Below are 19,710 nucleotides of genomic sequence, written 5' to 3' on the forward strand. Positions count from 1 at the left end.
GTAAATCTAATAATTTTTATACAACATAAGGAAGACTAATGAGGCAGGGAAATGAGAGGGTTGGATTACCGCTGGCTGGAAGCGCTGGACAGCGTCATTGCCAATGGCGGCTTTGATAAAGCCGCTGAGGCCTTGTTTGTTACCCAGTCAGCGGTATCACAGAGAATCAAGCAGTTGGAAAAATGGGCGTCTCAGCCTTTGTTGGTCAGGGAAACGCCACCGCGCCCAACTGAAGCAGGCCAAAAGCTGCTTGGGCTTTACCGCCGGGTCTGTTTGTTGGAGCAGGAAATGCTGCCAGAGGTGACCCCTTCAGTAGAAAGCCGGCGTCTGTCGGCAACCATTGGAACCAATGCTGACAGCCTGGCGACCTGGTTAATCCCGGCACTTGCACCGGTGATGAAGACTTACCCGGTTGAGTTTAATTTTCTGGTGGATAATGAAAGCCGGACGCTTAACCGGTTAAGAAATGGTGAGGCTATAGCTGTAATCAGTACAGCGGAAACGTCCTTGCAGGGGTGTGTCAGCCACTATCTTGGCGAACTTATTTACTGTTGTGTAGCGACGCCTGAATTCGCCCAAAAGTACTTCCCGCAAGGTGCAACACGCGATGAAGTCCAGCATGCACCGACGACGGTGTTCGACCAGTTTGATGATATGCAGGGTGAGTTTTTGATGGATCATTTTGACTTACCCATTACGGCAGTACCCAAACATATTGTCCGGACAACAGAGGCCATCCTGGAACTGGTAAAACATGGGGTGGCAAACAGCCTTGTTCCGGTCATTATGATTGAACGGGAGCTCGCCAGTGGTGAACTTGTCGATGTGATGCCAGGTAAAACGGTCCACTACAAACTCTACTGGCATCACTGGGCAACAGAGAGCGGAATCCTTTCGAAAATATCTGAAAGCTGTATTAATTATGCCCGAGGGCACCTGGCCAATTTCACGGGGAAATCCTGACAGAAATTTAATTGAACAGTGTTGGGAATTTTTCTTTGATGTGGGAGTCTTACTGTCTGTAATTCCTCTTTTTCGGAGAATGAAGATGAAAAAAACACTGATTGCAGCCCTGTTTACCGCCGGTATGGTTACCGTTCCTGCAGCGATGGCTGCAACACCGGATTTTCCTCACCTGGAAACCATGGGGGTTGGGCAGGTAACAGTGCAGCCGGACATGGCTAACCTCAATGTTGAAGTTGTGGTAACCAAAGATTCCGCACAGGCAGCGAAAAAAGCATCAGATAAAGCCATCAGTGCCTTCATCTCCCGACTGAAGAAAGAAGGTGTGGCCGATGAGGATATTCAGAGCGCTAACCTCAACCTTCAGCCTCAATACCGTTATGAGAACGGTAAAGCGCCAGAGCTGACCGGTTATCGTGCCAGCCGTCAGGTTACCGTAACAGTGAATAAGCTTGCTGACCTGAACAGCATTCTGGATTCTGCGCTGGACAAAGGCCTGAACCGCGTCAATAACATCCAGCTGAAATCAAGCAAGGAAGCAGAACTTGCCAAGCAGGCCCGAATTGCCGCTATCAAAGATGCGCAGGTAAAAGCTGCAGAGCTGGCGAAAGGCTTTGGCCAGAAACTGGATGGTGTGTGGGAGATCCGTTATATGGATAGCATGCCAGTACGCCCTGTTGCCCTGCGTATGGCTATGGACGAGAGTGCGGTAAACAAGAGCTACCAGTACGGCCAGATCACCCTGCAAGACCAGGTAGAAGTGGTTTATAAGATTAAGTAATTCACTTATACCCAAACCACCTCAAGGTGCATCTTGATGTGGCTAGGGTATATTCTCTGAATAACAAAAAGGGCAGCCTCGGCTGCCCCTTTTCATTCTTGCTAGAAGCTTAGTGAAGGATGCGGGCACGCATAGTGCCGTCGATAGCCTTCAGCTTTTCCAGTGCCTTTTCAGATTGTTCGGTTTCAACATCAATAACCACATAACCGATATCTGCAGAAGTTTGCAGGTACTGTGCGGCGATGTTGATTCCGGCCTCAGCAAAGATGGTATTGATCTTGGTGAGGATACCCGGACGGTTTTGGTGAATGTGCAGCAGGCGTGATGTACCTGAATGCTCCGGCAGTGATACCTCAGGGAAGTTGACGCTGGAGAGGGTAGAACCGTTGTCAGAGTACTTCGCCATTTTTCCGGCGACCTCAATACCGATGTTCTCCTGGGCTTCCTGGGTTGAACCGCCCACATGCGGTGTCAGGATCACGTTATCAAACTTGGTGAGAGGTGATTCAAACGGGTCTTTGTTGGTTTTCGGTTCCACCGGGAAAACATCAATAGCTGCGCCACTGATATGGCCGCTTTCCAGTGCAGAACACAGCGCATCGATTTCAACCACAGTGCCGCGGGCAGCGTTAATAAAGATAGAGCCCGGCTTCATGCGCGCAAATTCTTCTGCTCCCATCATGTCTTTGGTGCTGTCTGTTTCCGGCACATGCAGCGAAATCACGTCACATTTGTTGAGAAGCTCGCTCATGGTATCAACCTGAGTGGCGTTACCCAGGGACAACTTATTCTCGATGTCGTAGTAGTAAACCCGCATACCGAGGTTTTCCGCCAGAATACCCAACTGGGTACCAATGTGGCCATAACCGATGATACCCAGGTTTTTCCCTCGGGCTTCGTAGGAGTTATCGGCAGATTTCATCCATTCACCGCGATGCGCCATGGCATTTTTCTGGGGGATGCCGCGCATGAGCAGCAGTATTTCACCCAGTACCAGCTCAGCCACACTCCGGGTATTGGAGAACGGAGCGTTAAATACCGGAATACCACGTCGGGTAGCGGCTTTGAGATCGACCTGGTTGGTGCCTATGCAGAAGCAGCCTACGGCAACCAGTTTGTTTGCCTTGGCAAACACTTCTTCGGTCAGTTGGGTACGGGAACGGATACCAATGAAGTGTACGTCTTTGACGGCTTCTTCAAGTTCTTTTCCTGCCAATGAGCCCTTGTGGTAGGCGATGTTGGTGTAACCCGCCGCATTCAAGGTATCGACAGCGCTCTGGTGGAGTCCTTCGAGCAGAAGGATCTTAATTTTGCTCTTTTCTAGAGAAAAAGTTGCCATGTCAGGTTCTCATCCTTAAAAACTACAAAAAATCAAATCTGGCCGTGTTTAGGTGTGATAGTTGTCGCGGTCCATACAGTGACTAACTTAACAAAAATTAATCGACATGGGTAAGAAAAATACAAGTGCAGGAGAGAAAAAAAGCGCCGGTGAGAGGCGCTTTTAAGTAATTGAATAACTTAGACGCAAACGTTTACCATTTTTTAACACCGTCAGGGGTGCCGACCAGTACGACATCGGCGCCGCGGTTAGCAAACAGGCCCACAGTCACAACGCCGGCAATAGCATTAATTTTGTCTTCCATTGCCTTTGGTTCTGTAATTTCCATGTTGTAGACATCAAGGATCACGTTGCCGTTATCAGTGACCACACCCTGTCGGTAACACGGGTCACCACCGAGTTTTACCAGCTCTCTTGCCACATAGGAGCGAGCCATAGGAATAACTTCAACCGGCAGAGGGAAAGTGCCTAAAACATCCACTTCCTTGGTGTTATCGACGATACAGATGAATTTCTCTGCAATTGCAGCAACAATCTTTTCTCGGGTCAGGGCTGCACCGCCGCCTTTGATCATGTCTTTGGCTGCATTAATTTCATCGGCGCCGTCAACATAGATATCGAGGGAGGCTACTTCGTTTGCGTCAAAGACATTGATACCCAGATCTTTCAGGCGCTCAGTTGAAGCCTCAGAGCTGGATACTGCACCCTGGATCTGGTCTTTCATTGAGCCCAGGGCATCAATGAAGTGGTTAACCGTAGAACCGGTACCGACACCTACAATGCTGCCTTTGGTCACGTATTCCAATGCTGCCTGGCCGGCGGCTTTTTTCATTTCGTCTTGGGTCATTGCCATTCTCCTGAAAAGCCCAAAGTCAGTGTCGGGATGAACAAACAGCAGTTTATTCAATCACGGGTTAGCTGGCGGGGATTATATCGAACCCGGCTAAGGGCGTCAGGGGCTAAAACTGTGATCCGGTTATCAGTTCCACTGCCAGTGGCGGGAAGGGGTAATAATCTCCGGAAGCGGAACATCCCAGATTTCTGACGGGAGTTGGTCGACTTGCTGGCAGTCATGGGCAATACCAACAGGGCGGGCACCCATACCGGTAGCAAACCAGGGGGCCAGTGTCCTGTCGTAGTACCCGCCGCCCATTCCCAGCCGCTGTCCCCTGTTATCGAAAGCAACCAGCGGGGTTCCAATGAGATCAAGCTGCTGCGGGGGGAGTACATCCCGGATGTCCAGTTTGGGTTCGGGAATACCGTAACGGTTGGCAACCATCTGGCTGTCATTGCGGTAATGCAGGAATAACAGGTTCCCCGGGCTGAAAGGGTGGATCACCGGGAGGTAGACATTCTTTCCGGCCCGCCAGCATGCCTCAATCAGGGGAAGGGTATCCAGTTCCCCGTCAACGGGGAGGTAAAGGGCGATATGCTGCGCCCCTGAAAATGCCGGCGACGAAATAAAACGCTGGCACAGCATATTTGCTGCATGGATCTGCTGTTCCTGGGACAGTGAGCGGCGACGGCTCCGAATATCTTTTCTCAGTGCCTGGCGAAGATCCTGCGAAGGCATAGTGCATCCTTTACATTGAGTCAGTTGGTTGGGGCTGATCTCATCGTAAAAGGAATGCTGCTTTCAGGAAAGCTTTGGAACCGGGTCTGTTGTAATAAAAACAGACTGTTCAGGAAAGGTATACCCCCAGAGTGCCGTTGGAGTCTTAGCCCTTGAACCCTACGGTTCAAGGCGGGCCTGCAATACCGTCCGTAGGCTTCCCGGTACGTGCCGGGCTTGCTCAATAGCCAGTAAGTACAAACCCTTTGGTGTTAACATCGGCTCAGGGACATCGACACCTGACGCACACCCCAGGGAGAATTCGTTTTATCAGCTTTTGCTCTGTGAAAGCAAGGCCTGTTCAATCGTTGTTTGCAGCATATTAATTCGCTGCGTCATTTCTGCCATGTCATCAGCATTTTTATTGCGCTCACTGTGGAGCTCATAGCAGAGATTCAGGGCAGCGATAGTGACCAACTGCTCTGTGTTTGAAACTTTAGTGCGTCCGGCCAGTTCCTGCAAGCGTTTATCGACATCTTCTGCCGCACGCAACAACGCGTCCTCTTGCCCTTGCGGACAATTTACGCGCAGAGTGCGCCCAAAAATGGTGATCTCAACAGCTTGCGTGCTCATTGTCTCTTCTGGCTCCTGTCAGAGTGCGGGAAGCACCCTGTCGCAACGGAGGAAAACTATAGAAAATGAGGGTAGAAGTTTCAAGTGGTTCGGGGTGTTAGCGGGGCACAGGTGCCGCCTTTGCCAGCGTCTTTGTCAGAAATTGAGCGATTAGTCGGTTTCTTTTTCGGCGAGACGCAAGCAGCAGGGCAAAATTTGCCGGGTATCGTGTTAGGATTACGCCGTTAATGAACAAACCTAAAAGGGCAAGACTGTGAGTGAGACCAACCGTCTGGATTACGAAAAAGCCGCCTCAACCCTGATGGCGAACAGCCTGGCTGTGTCGCCGGCGGAACTGCACGGATTGCTCTCCGGTATGCTGTGTGGCGGCATGTCACCGGAAGGTACCGACTGGCTGCCAATGCTGTATGACTTTACCAATGATGGCATGGGTTGGCCGGAAGCCCCGCGTGAGCTGGCAATCAGCTGTTTTGACTCGCTGGTTGAATCCCTGAATGACGACAGCCTGGGATTTGCCATGTGGCTGCCGGAAAATGCCGGTGTTGTTGAACATGCCGAAGCACTGAGCGAGTGGGTAAATACATTTATGGCAGGCCTGGGCCTTGCAGGGATCAAAATGGGTGAACTCAGTGCCGAAAGCAAGGAAGCACTGGAAGACCTCCGTGAAATTGCGCAACTTGGCGTAGATGAAGACGACGATATGGAAGAGCAGGCCAACCTGCTTGAACAGGTTGCCGAACATGTTCGTATGTGTGCGCTGGTTCTCCATGCAGAACTGGGTAAAAAACTGAAAGCGGATGAGAGCCGTACCCTGCACTAATCAGGTACACGAAATAGCTCAGGTACACAAAACAGCAATGGTTCAGGACTGAGGCAGACATGAAGCATTACGATGTGGTCATCGCCGGTGGGGCCATGGCCGGTGCAACACTGGCACTGGCATTGAACAGGTTATCCCGGCACAAATTAGATGGCAGAGAACTCGCCATCGCCGTAGTGGAAGCTGTAGCGCCGGAGTTGGACAGCCACCCAGGCTATGATGCCCGCAGCATTGCCCTTGCGCTTGGCTCCTGCCGTCAACTGGATGACATCGGCATCTGGCAGGCGCTTGAACCATTTGCGACCCCTATCAAACATATCCATGTGTCTGACCGAGGCCATTGCGGGATGGCTTCAATCGCCGCCCCGGAATACGGAGTCCCATTCCTCGGCAATGTGGTTGAACTGGCTGACTGTGGCAGGGTTTTCCATGACGCCATGTCAGTGGTCGATAACATTACCCTCTATTGTCCGGACAGCGTCACTGATGTTACCCGGAGTGAAGAAAAGGTCAGTGTAACCCTGGAATCAGGTGAGATTATGGAAGCCGGTCTGCTGGTGGCGGCCGACGGCGCTGTCTCTGCCAGTTGTGATGCTCTCGGTATCACCAGGGATGAACACGATTTCAGCCAGGTAGCAGTGATTGCCAATGTCTCGACGTCGGAACGTCATCAGGGGCGGGCTTTTGAACGCTTTACCGAGCACGGTCCGGTTGCTTTGTTGCCGATGTCCCAAGGGCGCAGTTCATTGGTTTGGTGCTTGCCACCACACGAAGTGGAAGACTTACTTCGGATGGACGATGAAGCCTTTGCCAATCGGCTTCAACAGGCCTTTGGCTGGCGCCTGGGCGAAATTACCCAGGTTGGCGAGCGTTTTGCGTACCCGCTTATTTTGCGAAGGGCTACCCGTACCACCAGCCACAGGTTTGCGGTGGTGGGGAATGCAGCCCAAACACTGCACCCTATAGCCGGACAGGGGTTTAACCTCGGTCTTCGCGATGTGATGAGCCTTGCAGAAGAGGTTGTTGCCGGGCTGGCTCGTGGTGAGCGGGCTGGGGATTTTGGACAGTTAAGCCGTTACCGCCAGCGAAGGGAGCAGGACAGGGAAGAAACTGTAATGCTGACAGCCGGGCTGGTTTATGGGTTTTCCTCTCCCTCAAAACTGCTTGCTGCAGGCCGGAACCTCGGCTTGATGGCAATGGCTGGCAGCCAAACACTCAAAACACCTTTAGTACAACGGACAATGGGACTGGTAACACGATGATGATGAAGAGTGTCGATATCGCCATTATTGGCGGCGGTATGGTTGGACTGACGCTGGCGGCTGCATTGGCCGATACGGAATTGCGTGTTGCCGTTATTGAAGGGTTCCTGCCGGATGAGACCCTCAATCCACTGCCGGATATTCGGGTTTCAGCCCTCAGCCGGGCGAGTGAGCGGATCTTTCGCCGTGTTGGGGCCTGGGATGGCATAACCTCCCGCCGGGCGGCCCCATACGTGGCAATGAAGGTTTGGGAGCAGGACAGCTTTGCCAATATCGGATTCCGGGCAGATGATCTCGGCCAGCCGGATTTGGGGCACATCGTGGAAAACCGGGCTATCCAACTGGCACTGCTGGACCGGGTAAAGCGCCTGGGTAATGTTGAATTGTTTGCACCTGACCGCTGCCAATCCCTGGCGATGGGGGAAAATGAAGCCTGGCTGACACTGGAATCTGGTCAGTCACTCACGGCCAAACTGGTGGTCGGCGCGGATGGTGCAAATTCCTGGCTGCGCAGCAAAGCCGACATCCCACTCACCTGGCGGGATTACGGCCACAGCGCCCTGGTTGCCAATATCCGTTGTAGCGAACCACATGACGGCGTTGCCCGCCAGATCTTTACACCGGAAGGCCCCCTGGCGTTTCTGCCGCTGTCTGAGCCGGAGTTGTGTTCCATTGTGTGGTCACTGCCACCGGAAAAGGCTGACTTGCTGGTGGCAATGGACGAGGAAAGCTTTAACAGGCAGCTGACAGTGGCGTTTGATAACCAGCTCGGTCTTTGCCGGGTTGAAGGCGACCGAGCCGCTTTCCCGCTTAAGATGCGTTATGCACGGGACTTCGCCAAAAACCGGATTGCCCTGGTCGGCGATGCTGCCCATACCATTCACCCGTTGGCTGGGCAGGGAGTAAACCTTGGGATTTTGGATGCAGCCTCCCTGGCTGAAGACCTGATACTGCTCTGGCAACAGGGAAAAGACATTGGCCTTCACGAAAACCTTCGCCATTATGAACGCTGGCGCAAAGCCGAGGCAGCCAAGATGATCGCTGCCATGCAGGGGTTCCGCGAATTGTTCGATGGTGCAAACCCGCTAAAGAAACTGGTGCGTGGAATAGGCATGGTTGCTGCCGATACGTTACCGGGAGTAAAACAACAGTTTATGTTGCGAGCCCTGGGTCTTGAGGGTGATTTACCAGCGTTGGCCAAATCACAGTAGATCCCGGCTATTTGGCGGTGATCTTAATAGGTAAGCCAGTCAATCGACTGGCTTTTTTATTACTGCCAGATTCTCTTGATCAACTTAAAACTATTGCCGGATTATCGGAATATTTCCTTGCAGACTTTAAGGCTGTCTTCTAACTTGGCTTTAGTAGACACAAACCGGTGTTGGGCGAGCTACCGTACATATTCCTGTCTGACGGTTGATCGCTTGGCTCACCACGGCCGGAAGATTTAAGGAAGGATCGAGAAAAATGAGCAACGTTCCCACAGAATTGAGCTTTACCAATACCCATGAATGGGTGCGCCCGGAAGGTGATGGCGTGTTCACCATCGGCATTACGGATCATGCCCAGGCACTGCTGGGTGATATGGTATTTATTGACACCCCTGATGTCGGTAGCCAGGTAGATGCCGGTGATGATGCTGCAGTAGCAGAATCGGTAAAAGCGGCTTCAGATATCTATTCGCCACTGACTGGGGAAGTGATTGCCATCAACGAAGATCTGGAAGGGTCGCCGGAATTGGTGAACTCAGACCCTTATGGTGACGGTTGGCTGTTTCAGGTGAAAGCTGATGATCCGGCAGAGCTGGATGAGTTGCTTTCAGCTGAAGATTACGAAGCGATGATAGAGGAAGACGAGTAGTCTTTGCCCGCATTCCGGTAATCTTAAACGAAAAACCCCGGCCATGCAGACCGGGGTTTTGGTTGTTTTTATGACCTGTCTACCCAGGTCTTAATACTCCAAGGCACGCATTCTTCTTATTTCCTGGTTTACTTCCTTAACCGTCCGGTAGTGCCTGTGCTCAGGCTTTATCGGAACCAGCAACATGCCTTCATTGAACTCGAATCCACCGCGTCCCGCGATATAGACCCGACCACTGAAAAGCCGGCTGACATGTTTAGCGATCAGTTTTGGAATGTAACGCTTAAAAATGCGCATTTTCTCCCCTTGCAGCTGTATGTCCGTGTACGGCGCACATTATATCTGCCTAATGATGACGGCACTGTGACTCCTGTGCCTTCCTCACCAAATAGACCGGGGTATTTGGTGTATTAGTTCAAAAAACTGAAATTTACCGGATGTTGGCTCTGCTAATGAAGATTTCTAAGGCGGGATACTTCATATTCAATGGTTTGGGTAACCTGTTCCCTTAACCAATTGATTCTAGGGTTGGAAGAGTCAGATGTACGCCAAATTAGACGGATGTCGAAGTTTGCAACTGGAATGGGTGGGGGGCTGAGAACAAGGTTATCGTCAAAGCTGTCTATTCTTGCCATCAGTTCCGCGACGATACACAGCAGATTGCGCCCTTTTAACAGGCGTCTTACGGTAAGGAAACGTTGTGACCCCATAGCAACATGGCGGCTGAATCCCATTTCACTGAGGGTTTTGTCTACCGGGCTCTGCAGTCTGCCGTCGGCGGTGACCAGTGCATGAGGGGTTAACAGGTAGTCAGAAAGTGGTATCGGTGCGCAGAGGCCGGTGGCTTCAGCGTCGAACAGACAGACGTGCTGTTCTTCATAAATTTTCTGGTTACTGAAACGGGCAGTGTTTTCCGGCTCCATTGCGCCGATCACTACATCAACATCATTGTCGTTGAGTGCTTTTTGATAGTTTTCCCTGTCAACAGGCCGAAAACTCAACTGGCAGCCTGGAGCTTCCTTTATCAACCGGTCAAAAAGCGCCGGTGCGAAGATCAGCTCTGCATAGTCCGTCAGGCCAATACGCAGCGATCCGGTAAAGGCTGCCGGGTCAAAATGCGCTGATTTTAAGATACGGTGTGTGATGGTGTTGAGCACCTCTTCAATAACGGGAGCCACTTCCTTGGCCCTGGCTGTCGGCACCATTTCGTGGCCCTGGCGGATAAACAGCGGGTCATCAAGCAAAGTACGTAAACGTGCCAGTGAATGGCTCATGGCGGATTGGCCTACGGCTACTTTATCCGCGGCTCGCGTTACGCTGCGCGTTTCCATCAAGGCATCGAATACAATCAGCAGGTTGAGGTCTATGGCGCGCCAGTTAACGTCTTTCATCACAGCCTTTCTTGATCTCGGCAGATGTCAGCCAGTTGCGGTTTACACAGCGCCATCAGGTCATCCAGCGCCAGTTCTATACCGGCCATACGGTCGCCTGAACTGATGTTTACCGTTCTGTGGGCGAGCAACTGCCTGTCAAATATGACGGGCAGTTGTGTTGCCAGTGCGATAGGGGCAACCGCCCCAATCTGGAAACCGGTAACTCTCAGGACGTCGTCGCTGTCGGCACAGGTCATACGGCGGCAGTTAAACTGGGCACGAACCCGTTTGGGGTCTACCTGTTTCAGGCCCGGTACACAAGCGAGGGCATAGAGGCCGCCCATGTCACGGACAAGAATGGATTTGACCATCTGTTCCGGTACGACACCCCGTTGCCTGGCTGCATCCTCGACCGTGAAAACCGGCTGGCTGTGGGGAAGCAACGTAAAAGGAACCTGGTGCTGTTCGAGCAGTGAGATAACCGGGGTTTGCATCGATTATTCGTCATCCAGTGAATATGGCAGTGGCAAGCGTTGCCATACAGCATCCTGGCCTTCGAGGCGGAATGCCGTTTCTTCTTCAAGGTTGTTTGGCAGTACGGCCAGTGCCAGTGCCTGACCGTCAGCGAACAGGTAGCCTGCTACAACGGTACCACCGCTGCGCCAGTTCTCACCCACCTGACGTTCGAACATGTCACCGGCTTTGGGGGCATTGGGGGCCTCTCCGGCCAACAGGTACATGGCGCGCTTGTTTATGCCACGGTACTTGGCGCGGGCAACTGTTTCCTGGCCGGTGTAACAGCCTTTGCTGAAGCTGACACCGCCGACTGCCTGCAGGTTCATCGCCTGAGGGATGTGCTCTGCACTGGTTTCAGCTTCAATACGAGGCAAGGCTGCCTTGATGTCAAACAGATCCCAGAGGGTATTGTCAGCCAGGACGGCGGTGTCCAAAGTTGCGAGAACTTTGTCAGCCCCTTCCCGGTTCACAGCCAACAACCACTGGTTTTCCGCTACCAGAGCCGCCGTGCCAACAGCGTTGTGGCGCACTTCGCCACCTTCACCAAACAAGGTGTCTACCGCACTGCCTGCTTCGGTGCCGGTCAGGCCCAGCAGGATGTCTTCGCTGATGGCAAAAGTGATCTTGGAAAATATCGCGTATTTACGGATTTCATTCAATTCAGTTTCTGCCTGGGACGCAGGCATGCTGTACGCCAGTCCGTCACGGTGATGGAACAGGCGGAATGCGGCCCACATCTTCCCTTTGGCATCGCAGTGCGCAGCCATGGTAGATTCGGTGTCACCGAGGGCTGTGACATCGCAGGTAAACTGTCCCTGAAGGTACTTTACGGTGTCTTCACCACTTGCAGTAATCAACGACCAGTTATCCAGTGCAATAACAGCCAGTGCGGGCAGTGGATCTTTGTGCCCAATAGGCTGCGCAGTAAAAGCTTGGTTTTCGTACCAGGTGGTCATTGTTTTTCCCTCTGTATTCTGATGGGGTTATGGTAATCCCAAGGCCGAATTTTGTCAGCACAGGGAAAGTAAGGGTTTATAACATTTAAGCTGAATATGCAGAGTGGCCGGGCAATATCGCATCTTGGACGATTGAATCTGGGCGCACAGCGATAACAGGGGTAAACTCTGGCTCAATAAATCCAATTGGTATAAGAAACACTAATTTATCTGAGGACACCATGTTTAGTGCAGAAGAGAAAGCACGGATTAAATGGGCTTGCCGCCGCGGTATGCTGGAGCTGGACGTCATTATCATGCCGTTTTTTGAGGAGCAGTTTGAGTCTCTGTCAGAACAGGATCAGAAGGACTTTGTCGCCCTTCTGGAGTGCGATGATCCTGACCTCTTCAACTGGCTGATGGGACACGGACGAAGCGAAGACCAGGCAATTGCCGCCATGGTAGATAAAATTGTCGCCCACAACCGATCCAAGCTTCGCTGAGGTTACCCTCTCACCGTCCAAAACCGGCCTGATACTGACTGCCTTAATCTACAGTCTGGCCGGTTTATCCTTACTGTTTCTTACCGCCTTCCCCCTTGAATTGTGTGCTGTCTTGGTTGCTTTACTGGTGCACGAGTATCGCAGTTTTCAGGAAAAAGTATCCGCACACAGTGGGACACTTCGGTTGCTCATTAGTTGCAGTGTCCGCTGGCAGGGAAAGGCTGCTGTGCTGGAGCGGGTTGTCATGGTCAATACCCGGTTTGTATGGCTGGAAATCCTGCAAAACGGGAAGCGCCGCAATGTGGTTTGCTTTTATGACGCTACCGGGGAAGGGGGCTATCGTAGCCTTTGCCGTCTTGCCAGCTACCTCCAGACTCATCCTGGGCAAGAAGTTACTTAGCTGAGAGTGCGGAGAAAAAAGCCGGGAGTGCTTCCCGGCCTTGTGGTTACTGCTGGTCGGGTGTGAGGATGGTTGGCCCTGCATCCGGCTGGGTATTCGGGTAGTCAATGTTATAGTGCAGCCCGCGGCTTTCCCTGCGAGCCATGGCACAGCGAACAATCAACTCTGCAACCTGCAGCAAGTTTCGCAGTTCCAGCAGGTTGTTGGAAACCCGGAAGTTGCTGTAGTAATCATGCACTTCCTGTTTTAGGAGCTCTATCCGGCGCAAGGCCCGCTCAAGGCGTTTGGTGGACCGCACGATACCGACGTAGTCCCACATAAAAAGGCGCAGCTCATGCCAGTTGTGCTGTATGACCACCTCTTCATCTGAGCAGCCTACCTGGCTTTCATCCCATGGTGGCAACTCTGGTGGCATCTCAGCTTTAGACGCTTCCCGGAAAATATCCTGCGCAGCAGACCATGCATAGACCACACATTCCAGCAAAGAGTTGGAAGCCATGCGGTTGGCCCCGTGCAGCCCGGTATAACTCACTTCCCCGATTGCATACAGGCCGGGCAGGTCAGTGCGGCCGCGCTTATCCACGATGACTCCGCCACAGGTGTAGTGGGCGGCAGGCACAATAGGGATACGGTCTTTGGTGAGATCGAAGCCGAGTGGCAGCAGTTTCTCATATATGGTCGGGAAGTGCTTTTGTACAAACTCGGGATCTTTGTGGCTGATATCGAGGTACATGCAGTCAGCACCGAGACGCTTCATCTCATAGTCGATAGCGCGGGCGACGATATCCCGTGGTGCCAGTTCACCCCGCTCATCAAATTCCGGCATAAACCGGCTGCCATCGGGCCGGAGCAGGTAAGCCCCTTCTCCCCTGAGAGCTTCGGTCAGCAGGAAGTTGCGGGCATCCGGGTGGAAAAGGCAGGTAGGGTGGAACTGGTTGAATTCAAGGTTTGCTACCCGGCATCCGGCGCGCCAGGCCATGGCGATACCGTCACCGGAGGAAACATCCGGGTTGGATGTGTATTGGTAGACCTTGGATGCCCCCCCGGTTGCCAGGATCACAAACTTGGCCCGGACGGTTTCCACCGCTTCCCGGTTACGGTTCCACACATAGGCTCCGAGCACCCGGTTAGGCTTACTGCTACCTGTTTTGGCATGGGTAATCAGATCCAGTGCAGTGTAGCGCTCAAGCACAGTGATGTTGGGGTGGTTGCGTGCATTTTCCTGCAGGGTGGTTTGTACCGCCATTCCGGTGGCGTCGGCAGCATGGAGGATGCGTCGGTGGCTGTGCCCACCCTCGCGGGTCAGGTGATACTTTGGTTCTTCGTCATCATCGGTTTCCACCTGGTCAAAGGGGACACCGCCGTCAATGAGCCATTGCACGCAGTCCTTCGCATTTTCTGCAATAAACCGGACGACATCCTCTTCGCAAATCCCGCCACCCGCTATCATGGTGTCGTCGACATGTGCGTCAATGCTGTCATCTTCTTCATCAAAAACCGCGGCAATGCCGCCCTGGGCATAATATGTGGCCCCTTCATTCAAAGGGCCTTTGCTCAGCACGGTCACCTTATGTTTCCTCGCGAGACGGAGGGAGAGTGACAACCCGGCGGCACCACTGCCGACGACCAGAATGTCACACTGGTGCTGTTGCTGCTTGGTCATAGTGTTAAAGGTTCCCTGTCTATGTTGACTGTTGGCTGACACGAGTATGACGTTGATACCATCCAGACCCATTAGATTGTCGGTCTGAGTGGCAGAAATCATCTTTTCCTGCGTTACCCGCTTTGATGTTAGCCCCACTGGCCATTACAACTCGCGCCCAGGGCTGAATGATTTCTCCTGCATCATTGCCGGCTGACGTATTAGCCCAATTGGTATTAGCGGGTATCAAAGGGTGCAGTCACTACGGCTGCTTGCTACTATCGTGCTGTCTAGCATAGTTATTGTGGCTCGTGACGGGCCAAAAACTTTTTAACGTCTGATGGAACTTTCGTCAGACTTCAGACTCATAGATAATGCTCATGCGCAGCAGGGTGTCAATAGAATTCCTATAAACTTCCTGCAATCGGGCGTTAACAATAAACATAAGGGGTAAACGCTCGGATGAGCGAGCAGATTACAGATCAGGTTCTGATCGAGCGTGTGCAAAATGGAGATAAACAGGCATTTAACCTTTTGGTCATCAAATACCAGAACAAGGTTTGTAACCTGATTGCACGCTATGTCAGCAACCAGGGCGATATTCCGGATGTCGCTCAGGAAGCGTTTATAAAAGCCTATCGTGCTTTGCCCGGTTTCCGTGGGGAGAGTGCGTTTTATACCTGGCTTTACCGGATTGTGGTCAATACCGCAAAGAATTATTTAGTTGCCCAGGGTCGCAGGCCACCTGCAAACGATGTTGATGCAGAAGAGGCCGAGTACTACGAAGAGAACAGTGCGTTAAAAGAAATTTCGAACCCTGAGAATTTAATGTTGTCAGATGAGATAAGGCAGGTGGTTTTTTCGACAATCGAGTCTCTTCCTGACGACCTGAAAACAGCAATTACCCTCCGCGAGATCGAAGGTCTCAGCTATGAGGAGATTGCCGAAGTCATGGAGTGCCCAGTAGGGACTGTGCGGTCGCGTATTTTCCGGGCAAGGGAAGCGGTAGATAAGCGAATCGCACCACTCATTAACCGTTAGCACCAAACGTGACAAATTTGATGGTGGAATCAATGGCGGAAAAAGAGAATATTTCTGCAATGCTGGATGGGGAATCACTGAGCCAGGACGTGTTCAGTGAAATGGAAAATTCCCCGGAAGCCCTCGAAACATGGGCAAGCTACCATACTATCCGCGACGTCATGCGCGGTGAGCCTGTAGCGGCTCACCAGTGGGACATTGCGGGGAAGGTGGCTATGGCCCTTGAAGATGAGCCGGCTCACAAGCCTCATACAGCAGCACCTCTTCATGAGGTTGCAACGCAGGAAGATCAACCTAACCCCCATACTGTACGCCGTACCATGCCAAGCTGGTTTCACCAGTTTGGGCAGGTAGCGATTGCAGCAACAGTGACCCTGGCGGTGATTGTTGGCGTACAACAGTACAATGGCGGCGATTCAGGTGCCCCGCAGCTTGCGGACAGCCAGCTTCCCGTTCTTCAGACTGTTCCTTTTACTGGCCAGGCCGAGCCGGTGAGTCTGAATCGTGAGTCATTAAGACAGCAGCCTACAGAAGCGCAATTGATGGAGCAGCGTAAGCGCATTAATGCTATTTTGCAGGATTATGAATTGCAGCTTCGCCTGAATGCCCAAGGGGAACTGCATACTACCGGACAGCATCAGGAAATACCTGCAGCTTCACAGCAATAAGTGTGGGAGTAGAATGAAAAAAATTCTGGTCGGTGTTGTTGCGCTGGTCAGTTTGATGTCTGGACAAGCCTCGGCTGACTCAGGGTCAGCCGAGGCTTTGTTGCATCAGATGGACAAGGCAACGGCCGAACTCAACTACGAGTTATCATATATTTGGGTGCGCAAGAACAGTATTGAACCGCTGCGCTTTCGCCACGCTATTGTAGACAGCAACAACTTCTCCCAGTTGGCATACCTCAGCGGACCACCCCGTGAAGTCATTCAGCGTGGTGGTGAAGTCAGCTATTTCGAGCCAGGCATTGAGCCTTTCACCATTAAAAGTGATGCCATTGTCGCTCCAATCCCTGCCGTGATGCAGGCAGATGTTGACCAACTGGCAAAATATTACGATTTCATCTCCCTGGGCCGGGCTCGCGAAGCTGGCTTACCGTGTTACGTCGTTCGTGTTGTCCCTAAAGATGGGGAACGGTACTCCTACGTAATCTGGGTCGATGAACGAACCAAGCTGTTGGTTCGCGCAGACCTTCTTGACCGGGATGGTGACCCCATTGAGCAATACCGGACTGTCTCACTGGTTGTGACGCCGAAAGTTGGCGAGGCTATGCAGCAACTTGATACAGTGAAGTTGCCGCCAGTGGTAGACATCCCGAAAGCTCCTAATGTAGCGCTAGGGTGGGAAGTGACAAAACTGCCGCGTGGGTTCAAGCCGGTTTACCAAAACCGCCACCGTCTTTTGATGACAGAAAAACCGGTTGAAAGCCAGATGTTCAGTGACGGCCTGTTTTCGTTCTCTGTCTACCTGTCAAAAGCAGACCAGAATTCGGTAGGCCAGCAGATGGTACGCCAAGGGCGCCGTACCCTGCACAGCTTTGTTGTAGGTAACACAGAAGTGACTGTCGTTGGGGATATCCCGCCGGAAACAGCGCGCAGTATTGCTGAGTCTGTCCGCTTTGTGAGCCCGGCCAGTATTCAGGTCGATGCCAAAACGGAAGACACTTCCTTGCAAGGAAATGCGACCCAGCAGGGAACAGATACGCCATGATTACCGCCGTTGCTACTGTCGTGAAGGCAGAAAAAGGCGAGATTTTGCTTAGCTGCCGACAGCAATCAAGCTGCGGCAGCTGTGCTTCACAGTCAAGCTGTGGAACGGGTATCGTCAGCAAAGCCTTGCCGGGCCGGGATCTGTCGGTCAGTGTTGCTTCTGACAAAAATCTCTCTCCGGGTACCCAGGTGGAAATCGGTCTGACAGAGCGCAGCGTGCTGGGTTCTGCCATGCTGGTTTACCTGGTTCCCCTGTTCGGGTTAATTGCCGGTACTGCACTTGGCCAGTTTTTATCAAACCTGATTGGTGCCGGAGAGGGTGTCATTATTCTCTGTGCATTGTTGTTCGCAGCTGCCGGCCTGTTTTTGGCCAGGAGCATTGCGAGAAAAAGGGAAAATGAAAGCCACCTCAAGCCGGTGTTACTCCGGGTGCTGGGCACACCGGTTGATTCCGGGCTGGCGATAAATGCCGCAAGTGAGGATAGCGACTAGCCGCTAAATTCGGTAGAATCCCGCAACTTGATCGAAAGATCCCAATCTGAACAGAATGAGTTAGTCACGCCAATCTATGAAGCATATTCGTAACTTTTCGATTATTGCCCACATTGACCATGGTAAGTCGACCCTATCGGATCGCCTTATCCAGGTGTGTGGAGGCCTCACCGACCGCGAAATGGCCGAGCAGGTCCTTGACTCGATGGATCTCGAGCGCGAGCGCGGTATTACCATCAAAGCCCAGAGTGTAACCCTGAATTACACCGCCAAAGATGGTGAGACTTACCAGCTGAACTTCATCGACACCCCGGGACACGTGGACTTCTCCTATGAAGTTTCACGCTCACTGGCTGCCTGTGAAGGTGCGCTGCTGGTGGTGGACGCAGGCCAGGGCGTAGAAGCCCAAACGCTGGCTAACTGCTACACCGCTATTGAAATGGACCTTGAGGTGGTGCCAATCCTTAACAAGATTGACCTGCCGGCTGCAGATCCAGAGCGCGTGGCTGAAGAAATTGAAGACATCGTCGGTATCGATGCTGTTGAAGCGACCCGTTGCTCGGCGAAAACCGGTGTGGGCGTTGATGACGTGCTGGAAGATATCGTACGCCTGATCCCGCCACCGGAAGGTGACCCGGATGCGCCGCCGCAAGCCCTGATTATCGACTCTTGGTTCGATAACTACCTGGGTGTTGTGTCTCTGGTGCGCATGAAAAACGGTTCACTGAAAAAAGGCGACAAGATCAAGGTGATGAGCACCGGCCAGGTCTGGGGTATCGACCGTATCGGTATCTTCACCCCTAAGCAGACAGACACCAAGGGTCTGAACTGCGGTGAGGTGGGCTGGATTGTCTGTGGTATCAAGGACATCACTGGTGCGCCAGTGGGTGATACCCTGACACTGGCTAAAGGCGGCTGCGAAACTGCACTGCCGGGCTTCAAGAAAGTGAAGCCCCAGGTTTATGCCGGCCTGTTCCCGATTTCGTCTGACGATTACGAGAACTTCCGCGATGCGCTGGGCAAACTGAGCCTCAACGATGCGTCGCTGTTCTACGAGCCAGAGAACTCTGCTGCACTGGGCTTTGGTTTCCGTTGTGGTTTCCTTGGCATGCTGCACATGGAAATCATCCAGGAGCGTCTGGAGCGTGAATACGACCTGGATCTCATCACCACCGCACCTACCGTAGTCTACGAAGTGAAGAAGACCAACGGTGAAATGATGCTGGTGGACAGCCCGGCCAAACTGCCTGCGGTAAACGACATTGAAGAAATGCGTGAGCCGATTGCCCGCTGTAACATCCTGGTACCAACTGAATACCTGGGTAACGTAATTACCCTGTGCGTTGAGAAGCGCGGTATGCAGGTAGACATGGTTTACCACGGCAACCAGGTGGCACTGACTTATGATATCCCGATGGCAGAAGTGGTCCTGGACTTCTTCGATCGCCTGAAGTCGACCTCCCGTGGCTATGCGTCCCTGGATTACGGCTTCCAGCGTTTTGAAACCTCGAACATGGTTCGTGTGGATATTCTGGTTAACGGTGACCGTGTTGACGCACTAGCGATTATCACCCACAAAGAGCAATCGCAAAGCCGTGGCCGTGACCTGGTTGAGAAGATGCGTGAATTCATCCCTCGCCAGCAGTTTGATATTGCCATCCAGGCAGCCATCGGTAACCACGTTATCGCCCGTTCTACAGTTAAACAGCTGCGTAAGAACGTACTGGCGAAGTGTTACGGTGGTGACGTAAGCCGTAAGAAGAAACTGTTGCAGAAACAGAAAGAAGGTAAGAAGCGAATGAAGCAGATCGGTAACGTAGAACTGCCTCAGGAAGCCTTCCTTGCCATTCTGCATGTAGGAAAAGACAAATAAAATCTTAGGGGAAAGT

22 protein-coding genes and 1 other RNA gene are annotated in these 19,710 nt (G+C 52.4%); 13 read left to right on the top strand and 10 right to left on the bottom strand.

Annotation, left to right across the window (positions count from 1 at the left end; genetic code table 11):
* Nucleotides 1-51 precede the first annotated feature (51 nt).
* The gene (locus tag NF212_RS02595) at nt 52-963 is read left to right on the top strand and encodes a LysR family transcriptional regulator ArgP (protein WP_434358553.1); all 912 of its coding nucleotides are present in this window, start codon (nt 52-54) and stop codon (nt 961-963) included.
* 85 nt (nt 964-1,048) lie between these two features.
* On the top strand, nt 1,049-1,744 hold the full coding sequence (locus NF212_RS02600; RefSeq protein WP_434358555.1) for an oxidative stress defense protein: 696 nt from the start codon (nt 1,049-1,051) through the stop codon (nt 1,742-1,744).
* A gap of 109 nt (nt 1,745-1,853) precedes the next feature.
* On the opposite strand, the gene serA is transcribed toward NF212_RS02600, so the two are convergent.
* The 5 genes from serA to zapA all read right to left on the bottom strand — a co-directional run bounded on the left by serA (nt 1,854) and on the right by zapA (nt 5,268).
* Nucleotides 1,854-3,083: a phosphoglycerate dehydrogenase gene (gene serA, locus NF212_RS02605; protein WP_434358557.1), complete on the bottom strand. Its 1,230-nt coding sequence runs from the start codon at nt 3,081-3,083 to the stop codon at nt 1,854-1,856.
* A 193-nt stretch (nt 3,084-3,276) separates the two neighbouring features.
* Complete coding sequence (gene rpiA / locus NF212_RS02610) at nt 3,277-3,930, bottom strand: ribose-5-phosphate isomerase RpiA (RefSeq protein ID WP_434358558.1); 654 nt, start codon at nt 3,928-3,930, stop codon at nt 3,277-3,279.
* A gap of 132 nt (nt 3,931-4,062) precedes the next feature.
* Nucleotides 4,063-4,656 carry a 5-formyltetrahydrofolate cyclo-ligase gene (locus NF212_RS02615; RefSeq protein ID WP_434358560.1) on the bottom strand — a complete coding sequence of 198 codons (594 nt, stop codon included), beginning with the start codon at nt 4,654-4,656 and terminating at the stop codon, nt 4,063-4,065.
* 119 nt (nt 4,657-4,775) lie between these two features.
* A non-coding RNA gene (gene ssrS / locus NF212_RS02620) (6S RNA) lies at nt 4,776-4,956 on the bottom strand.
* Nucleotides 4,957-4,965: 9 nt separating this feature from the next.
* Nucleotides 4,966-5,268, bottom strand: a complete 303-nt coding sequence (gene zapA / locus NF212_RS02625) for a cell division protein ZapA (RefSeq protein WP_434358562.1) — start codon at nt 5,266-5,268, stop codon at nt 4,966-4,968.
* Nucleotides 5,269-5,521: 253 nt separating this feature from the next.
* Between zapA and NF212_RS02630 the strand changes: the two genes are divergently transcribed.
* The 4 genes from NF212_RS02630 to gcvH all read left to right on the top strand — a co-directional run bounded on the left by NF212_RS02630 (nt 5,522) and on the right by gcvH (nt 9,210).
* Nucleotides 5,522-6,088 carry a UPF0149 family protein gene (locus tag NF212_RS02630; protein WP_434358564.1) on the top strand — a complete coding sequence of 189 codons (567 nt, stop codon included), beginning with the start codon at nt 5,522-5,524 and terminating at the stop codon, nt 6,086-6,088.
* A gap of 59 nt (nt 6,089-6,147) precedes the next feature.
* Nucleotides 6,148-7,350 carry a 2-octaprenyl-6-methoxyphenyl hydroxylase gene (ubiH, locus tag NF212_RS02635; RefSeq protein ID WP_434358566.1) on the top strand — a complete coding sequence of 401 codons (1,203 nt, stop codon included), beginning with the start codon at nt 6,148-6,150 and terminating at the stop codon, nt 7,348-7,350.
* Nucleotides 7,350-8,561 (top strand): FAD-dependent 2-octaprenylphenol hydroxylase, encoded by a 1,212-nt coding sequence (locus tag NF212_RS02640; protein ID WP_434360819.1) that lies wholly within the window; start codon nt 7,350-7,352, stop codon nt 8,559-8,561. Before ubiH ends, NF212_RS02640 begins: the two co-directional genes overlap by 1 nt.
* A gap of 256 nt (nt 8,562-8,817) precedes the next feature.
* The gene (gcvH, locus tag NF212_RS02645; protein WP_434358568.1) at nt 8,818-9,210 is read left to right on the top strand and encodes a glycine cleavage system protein GcvH; all 393 of its coding nucleotides are present in this window, start codon (nt 8,818-8,820) and stop codon (nt 9,208-9,210) included.
* 90 nt (nt 9,211-9,300) lie between these two features.
* On the opposite strand, the gene NF212_RS02650 is transcribed toward gcvH, so the two are convergent.
* The 4 genes from NF212_RS02650 to ygfZ all read right to left on the bottom strand — a co-directional run bounded on the left by NF212_RS02650 (nt 9,301) and on the right by ygfZ (nt 12,055).
* Nucleotides 9,301-9,507 carry a DUF1107 domain-containing protein gene (locus tag NF212_RS02650; protein ID WP_434358572.1) on the bottom strand — a complete coding sequence of 69 codons (207 nt, stop codon included), beginning with the start codon at nt 9,505-9,507 and terminating at the stop codon, nt 9,301-9,303.
* Nucleotides 9,508-9,659: 152 nt separating this feature from the next.
* Nucleotides 9,660-10,601: a LysR family transcriptional regulator gene (locus NF212_RS02655; RefSeq protein WP_434358574.1), complete on the bottom strand. Its 942-nt coding sequence runs from the start codon at nt 10,599-10,601 to the stop codon at nt 9,660-9,662.
* On the bottom strand, nt 10,601-11,077 hold the full coding sequence (locus NF212_RS02660) for an aminoacyl-tRNA deacylase (protein WP_434358576.1): 477 nt from the start codon (nt 11,075-11,077) through the stop codon (nt 10,601-10,603). The genes NF212_RS02655 and NF212_RS02660 overlap by 1 nt, the downstream gene beginning before the upstream one ends.
* 3 nt (nt 11,078-11,080) lie before the next feature.
* Nucleotides 11,081-12,055, bottom strand: coding sequence for a tRNA-modifying protein YgfZ (gene ygfZ, locus NF212_RS02665; RefSeq protein WP_434358578.1), 975 nt, complete (start codon nt 12,053-12,055; stop codon nt 11,081-11,083).
* A gap of 221 nt (nt 12,056-12,276) precedes the next feature.
* On the opposite strand from ygfZ, the gene NF212_RS02670 reads away from it, so the two are divergent.
* Both NF212_RS02670 and NF212_RS02675 read left to right on the top strand, forming a co-directional pair.
* Nucleotides 12,277-12,537: a succinate dehydrogenase assembly factor 2 gene (locus tag NF212_RS02670; protein ID WP_434358580.1), complete on the top strand. Its 261-nt coding sequence runs from the start codon at nt 12,277-12,279 to the stop codon at nt 12,535-12,537.
* Nucleotides 12,506-12,937 carry a protein YgfX gene (locus NF212_RS02675; protein WP_434358582.1) on the top strand — a complete coding sequence of 144 codons (432 nt, stop codon included), beginning with the start codon at nt 12,506-12,508 and terminating at the stop codon, nt 12,935-12,937. The genes NF212_RS02670 and NF212_RS02675 overlap by 32 nt, the downstream gene beginning before the upstream one ends.
* Before the next feature lie 46 nt (nt 12,938-12,983).
* Here NF212_RS02675 and nadB read toward each other — a convergent pair whose 3' ends face one another.
* A complete protein-coding gene (gene nadB / locus NF212_RS02680; protein WP_434360820.1) occupies nt 12,984-14,600 on the bottom strand; it encodes an L-aspartate oxidase in 1,617 nt (538 codons plus the stop codon).
* 441 nt (nt 14,601-15,041) lie between these two features.
* On the opposite strand from nadB, the gene rpoE reads away from it, so the two are divergent.
* The 5 genes from rpoE to lepA all read left to right on the top strand — a co-directional run bounded on the left by rpoE (nt 15,042) and on the right by lepA (nt 19,694).
* On the top strand, nt 15,042-15,620 hold the full coding sequence (gene rpoE, locus NF212_RS02685) for an RNA polymerase sigma factor RpoE (protein ID WP_434358584.1): 579 nt from the start codon (nt 15,042-15,044) through the stop codon (nt 15,618-15,620).
* A 32-nt stretch (nt 15,621-15,652) separates the two neighbouring features.
* Nucleotides 15,653-16,288, top strand: coding sequence for an RseA family anti-sigma factor (locus tag NF212_RS02690; RefSeq protein ID WP_434358586.1), 636 nt, complete (start codon nt 15,653-15,655; stop codon nt 16,286-16,288).
* 13 nt (nt 16,289-16,301) lie between these two features.
* The gene (rseB, locus tag NF212_RS02695; protein ID WP_434358588.1) at nt 16,302-17,330 is read left to right on the top strand and encodes a sigma-E factor regulatory protein RseB; all 1,029 of its coding nucleotides are present in this window, start codon (nt 16,302-16,304) and stop codon (nt 17,328-17,330) included.
* A complete protein-coding gene (locus NF212_RS02700) occupies nt 17,327-17,821 on the top strand; it encodes a SoxR reducing system RseC family protein (protein WP_434358590.1) in 495 nt (164 codons plus the stop codon). Before rseB ends, NF212_RS02700 begins: the two co-directional genes overlap by 4 nt.
* Nucleotides 17,822-17,897: 76 nt before the next feature.
* Nucleotides 17,898-19,694: a translation elongation factor 4 gene (gene lepA / locus NF212_RS02705; RefSeq protein ID WP_434358592.1), complete on the top strand. Its 1,797-nt coding sequence runs from the start codon at nt 17,898-17,900 to the stop codon at nt 19,692-19,694.
* Nucleotides 19,695-19,710 lie beyond the last annotated feature (16 nt).

This window comes from Parasalinivibrio latis, from assembly GCF_036825535.1.
GTDB classification, from domain to species: Bacteria; Pseudomonadota; Gammaproteobacteria; order Enterobacterales; family Vibrionaceae; genus Parasalinivibrio; species Parasalinivibrio latis.

Excerpts from the sequence above, each read along its gene's own strand:
- nadB (WP_434360820.1), bottom strand. The coding sequence starts at position 14,600 with ATGACCAAGCAGCAACAGCACCAGTGTGACATTCTGGTCGTCGGCAGT.
- NF212_RS02640 (WP_434360819.1), top strand. The coding sequence starts at position 7,350 with ATGATGAAGAGTGTCGATATCGCCATTATTGGCGGCGGTATGGTTGGA.
- ubiH (WP_434358566.1), top strand. The coding sequence starts at position 6,148 with ATGAAGCATTACGATGTGGTCATCGCCGGTGGGGCCATGGCCGGTGCA.
- NF212_RS02670 (WP_434358580.1), top strand. The coding sequence starts at position 12,277 with ATGTTTAGTGCAGAAGAGAAAGCACGGATTAAATGGGCTTGCCGCCGC.
- lepA (WP_434358592.1), top strand. The coding sequence starts at position 17,898 with ATGAAGCATATTCGTAACTTTTCGATTATTGCCCACATTGACCATGGT.
- gcvH (WP_434358568.1), top strand. The coding sequence starts at position 8,818 with ATGAGCAACGTTCCCACAGAATTGAGCTTTACCAATACCCATGAATGG.
- zapA (WP_434358562.1), bottom strand. The coding sequence starts at position 5,268 with ATGAGCACGCAAGCTGTTGAGATCACCATTTTTGGGCGCACTCTGCGC.
- NF212_RS02615 (WP_434358560.1), bottom strand. The coding sequence starts at position 4,656 with ATGCCTTCGCAGGATCTTCGCCAGGCACTGAGAAAAGATATTCGGAGC.
- rpoE (WP_434358584.1), top strand. The coding sequence starts at position 15,042 with ATGAGCGAGCAGATTACAGATCAGGTTCTGATCGAGCGTGTGCAAAAT.
- serA (WP_434358557.1), bottom strand. The coding sequence starts at position 3,083 with ATGGCAACTTTTTCTCTAGAAAAGAGCAAAATTAAGATCCTTCTGCTC.
- ygfZ (WP_434358578.1), bottom strand. The coding sequence starts at position 12,055 with ATGACCACCTGGTACGAAAACCAAGCTTTTACTGCGCAGCCTATTGGG.
- rpiA (WP_434358558.1), bottom strand. The coding sequence starts at position 3,930 with ATGACCCAAGACGAAATGAAAAAAGCCGCCGGCCAGGCAGCATTGGAA.
- NF212_RS02655 (WP_434358574.1), bottom strand. The coding sequence starts at position 10,601 with ATGAAAGACGTTAACTGGCGCGCCATAGACCTCAACCTGCTGATTGTA.
- rseB (WP_434358588.1), top strand. The coding sequence starts at position 16,302 with ATGAAAAAAATTCTGGTCGGTGTTGTTGCGCTGGTCAGTTTGATGTCT.
- NF212_RS02595 (WP_434358553.1), top strand. The coding sequence starts at position 52 with ATGAGAGGGTTGGATTACCGCTGGCTGGAAGCGCTGGACAGCGTCATT.
- NF212_RS02600 (WP_434358555.1), top strand. The coding sequence starts at position 1,049 with ATGAAAAAAACACTGATTGCAGCCCTGTTTACCGCCGGTATGGTTACC.
- NF212_RS02650 (WP_434358572.1), bottom strand. The coding sequence starts at position 9,507 with ATGCGCATTTTTAAGCGTTACATTCCAAAACTGATCGCTAAACATGTC.
- NF212_RS02690 (WP_434358586.1), top strand. The coding sequence starts at position 15,653 with ATGGCGGAAAAAGAGAATATTTCTGCAATGCTGGATGGGGAATCACTG.
- NF212_RS02700 (WP_434358590.1), top strand. The coding sequence starts at position 17,327 with ATGATTACCGCCGTTGCTACTGTCGTGAAGGCAGAAAAAGGCGAGATT.
- NF212_RS02660 (WP_434358576.1), bottom strand. The coding sequence starts at position 11,077 with ATGCAAACCCCGGTTATCTCACTGCTCGAACAGCACCAGGTTCCTTTT.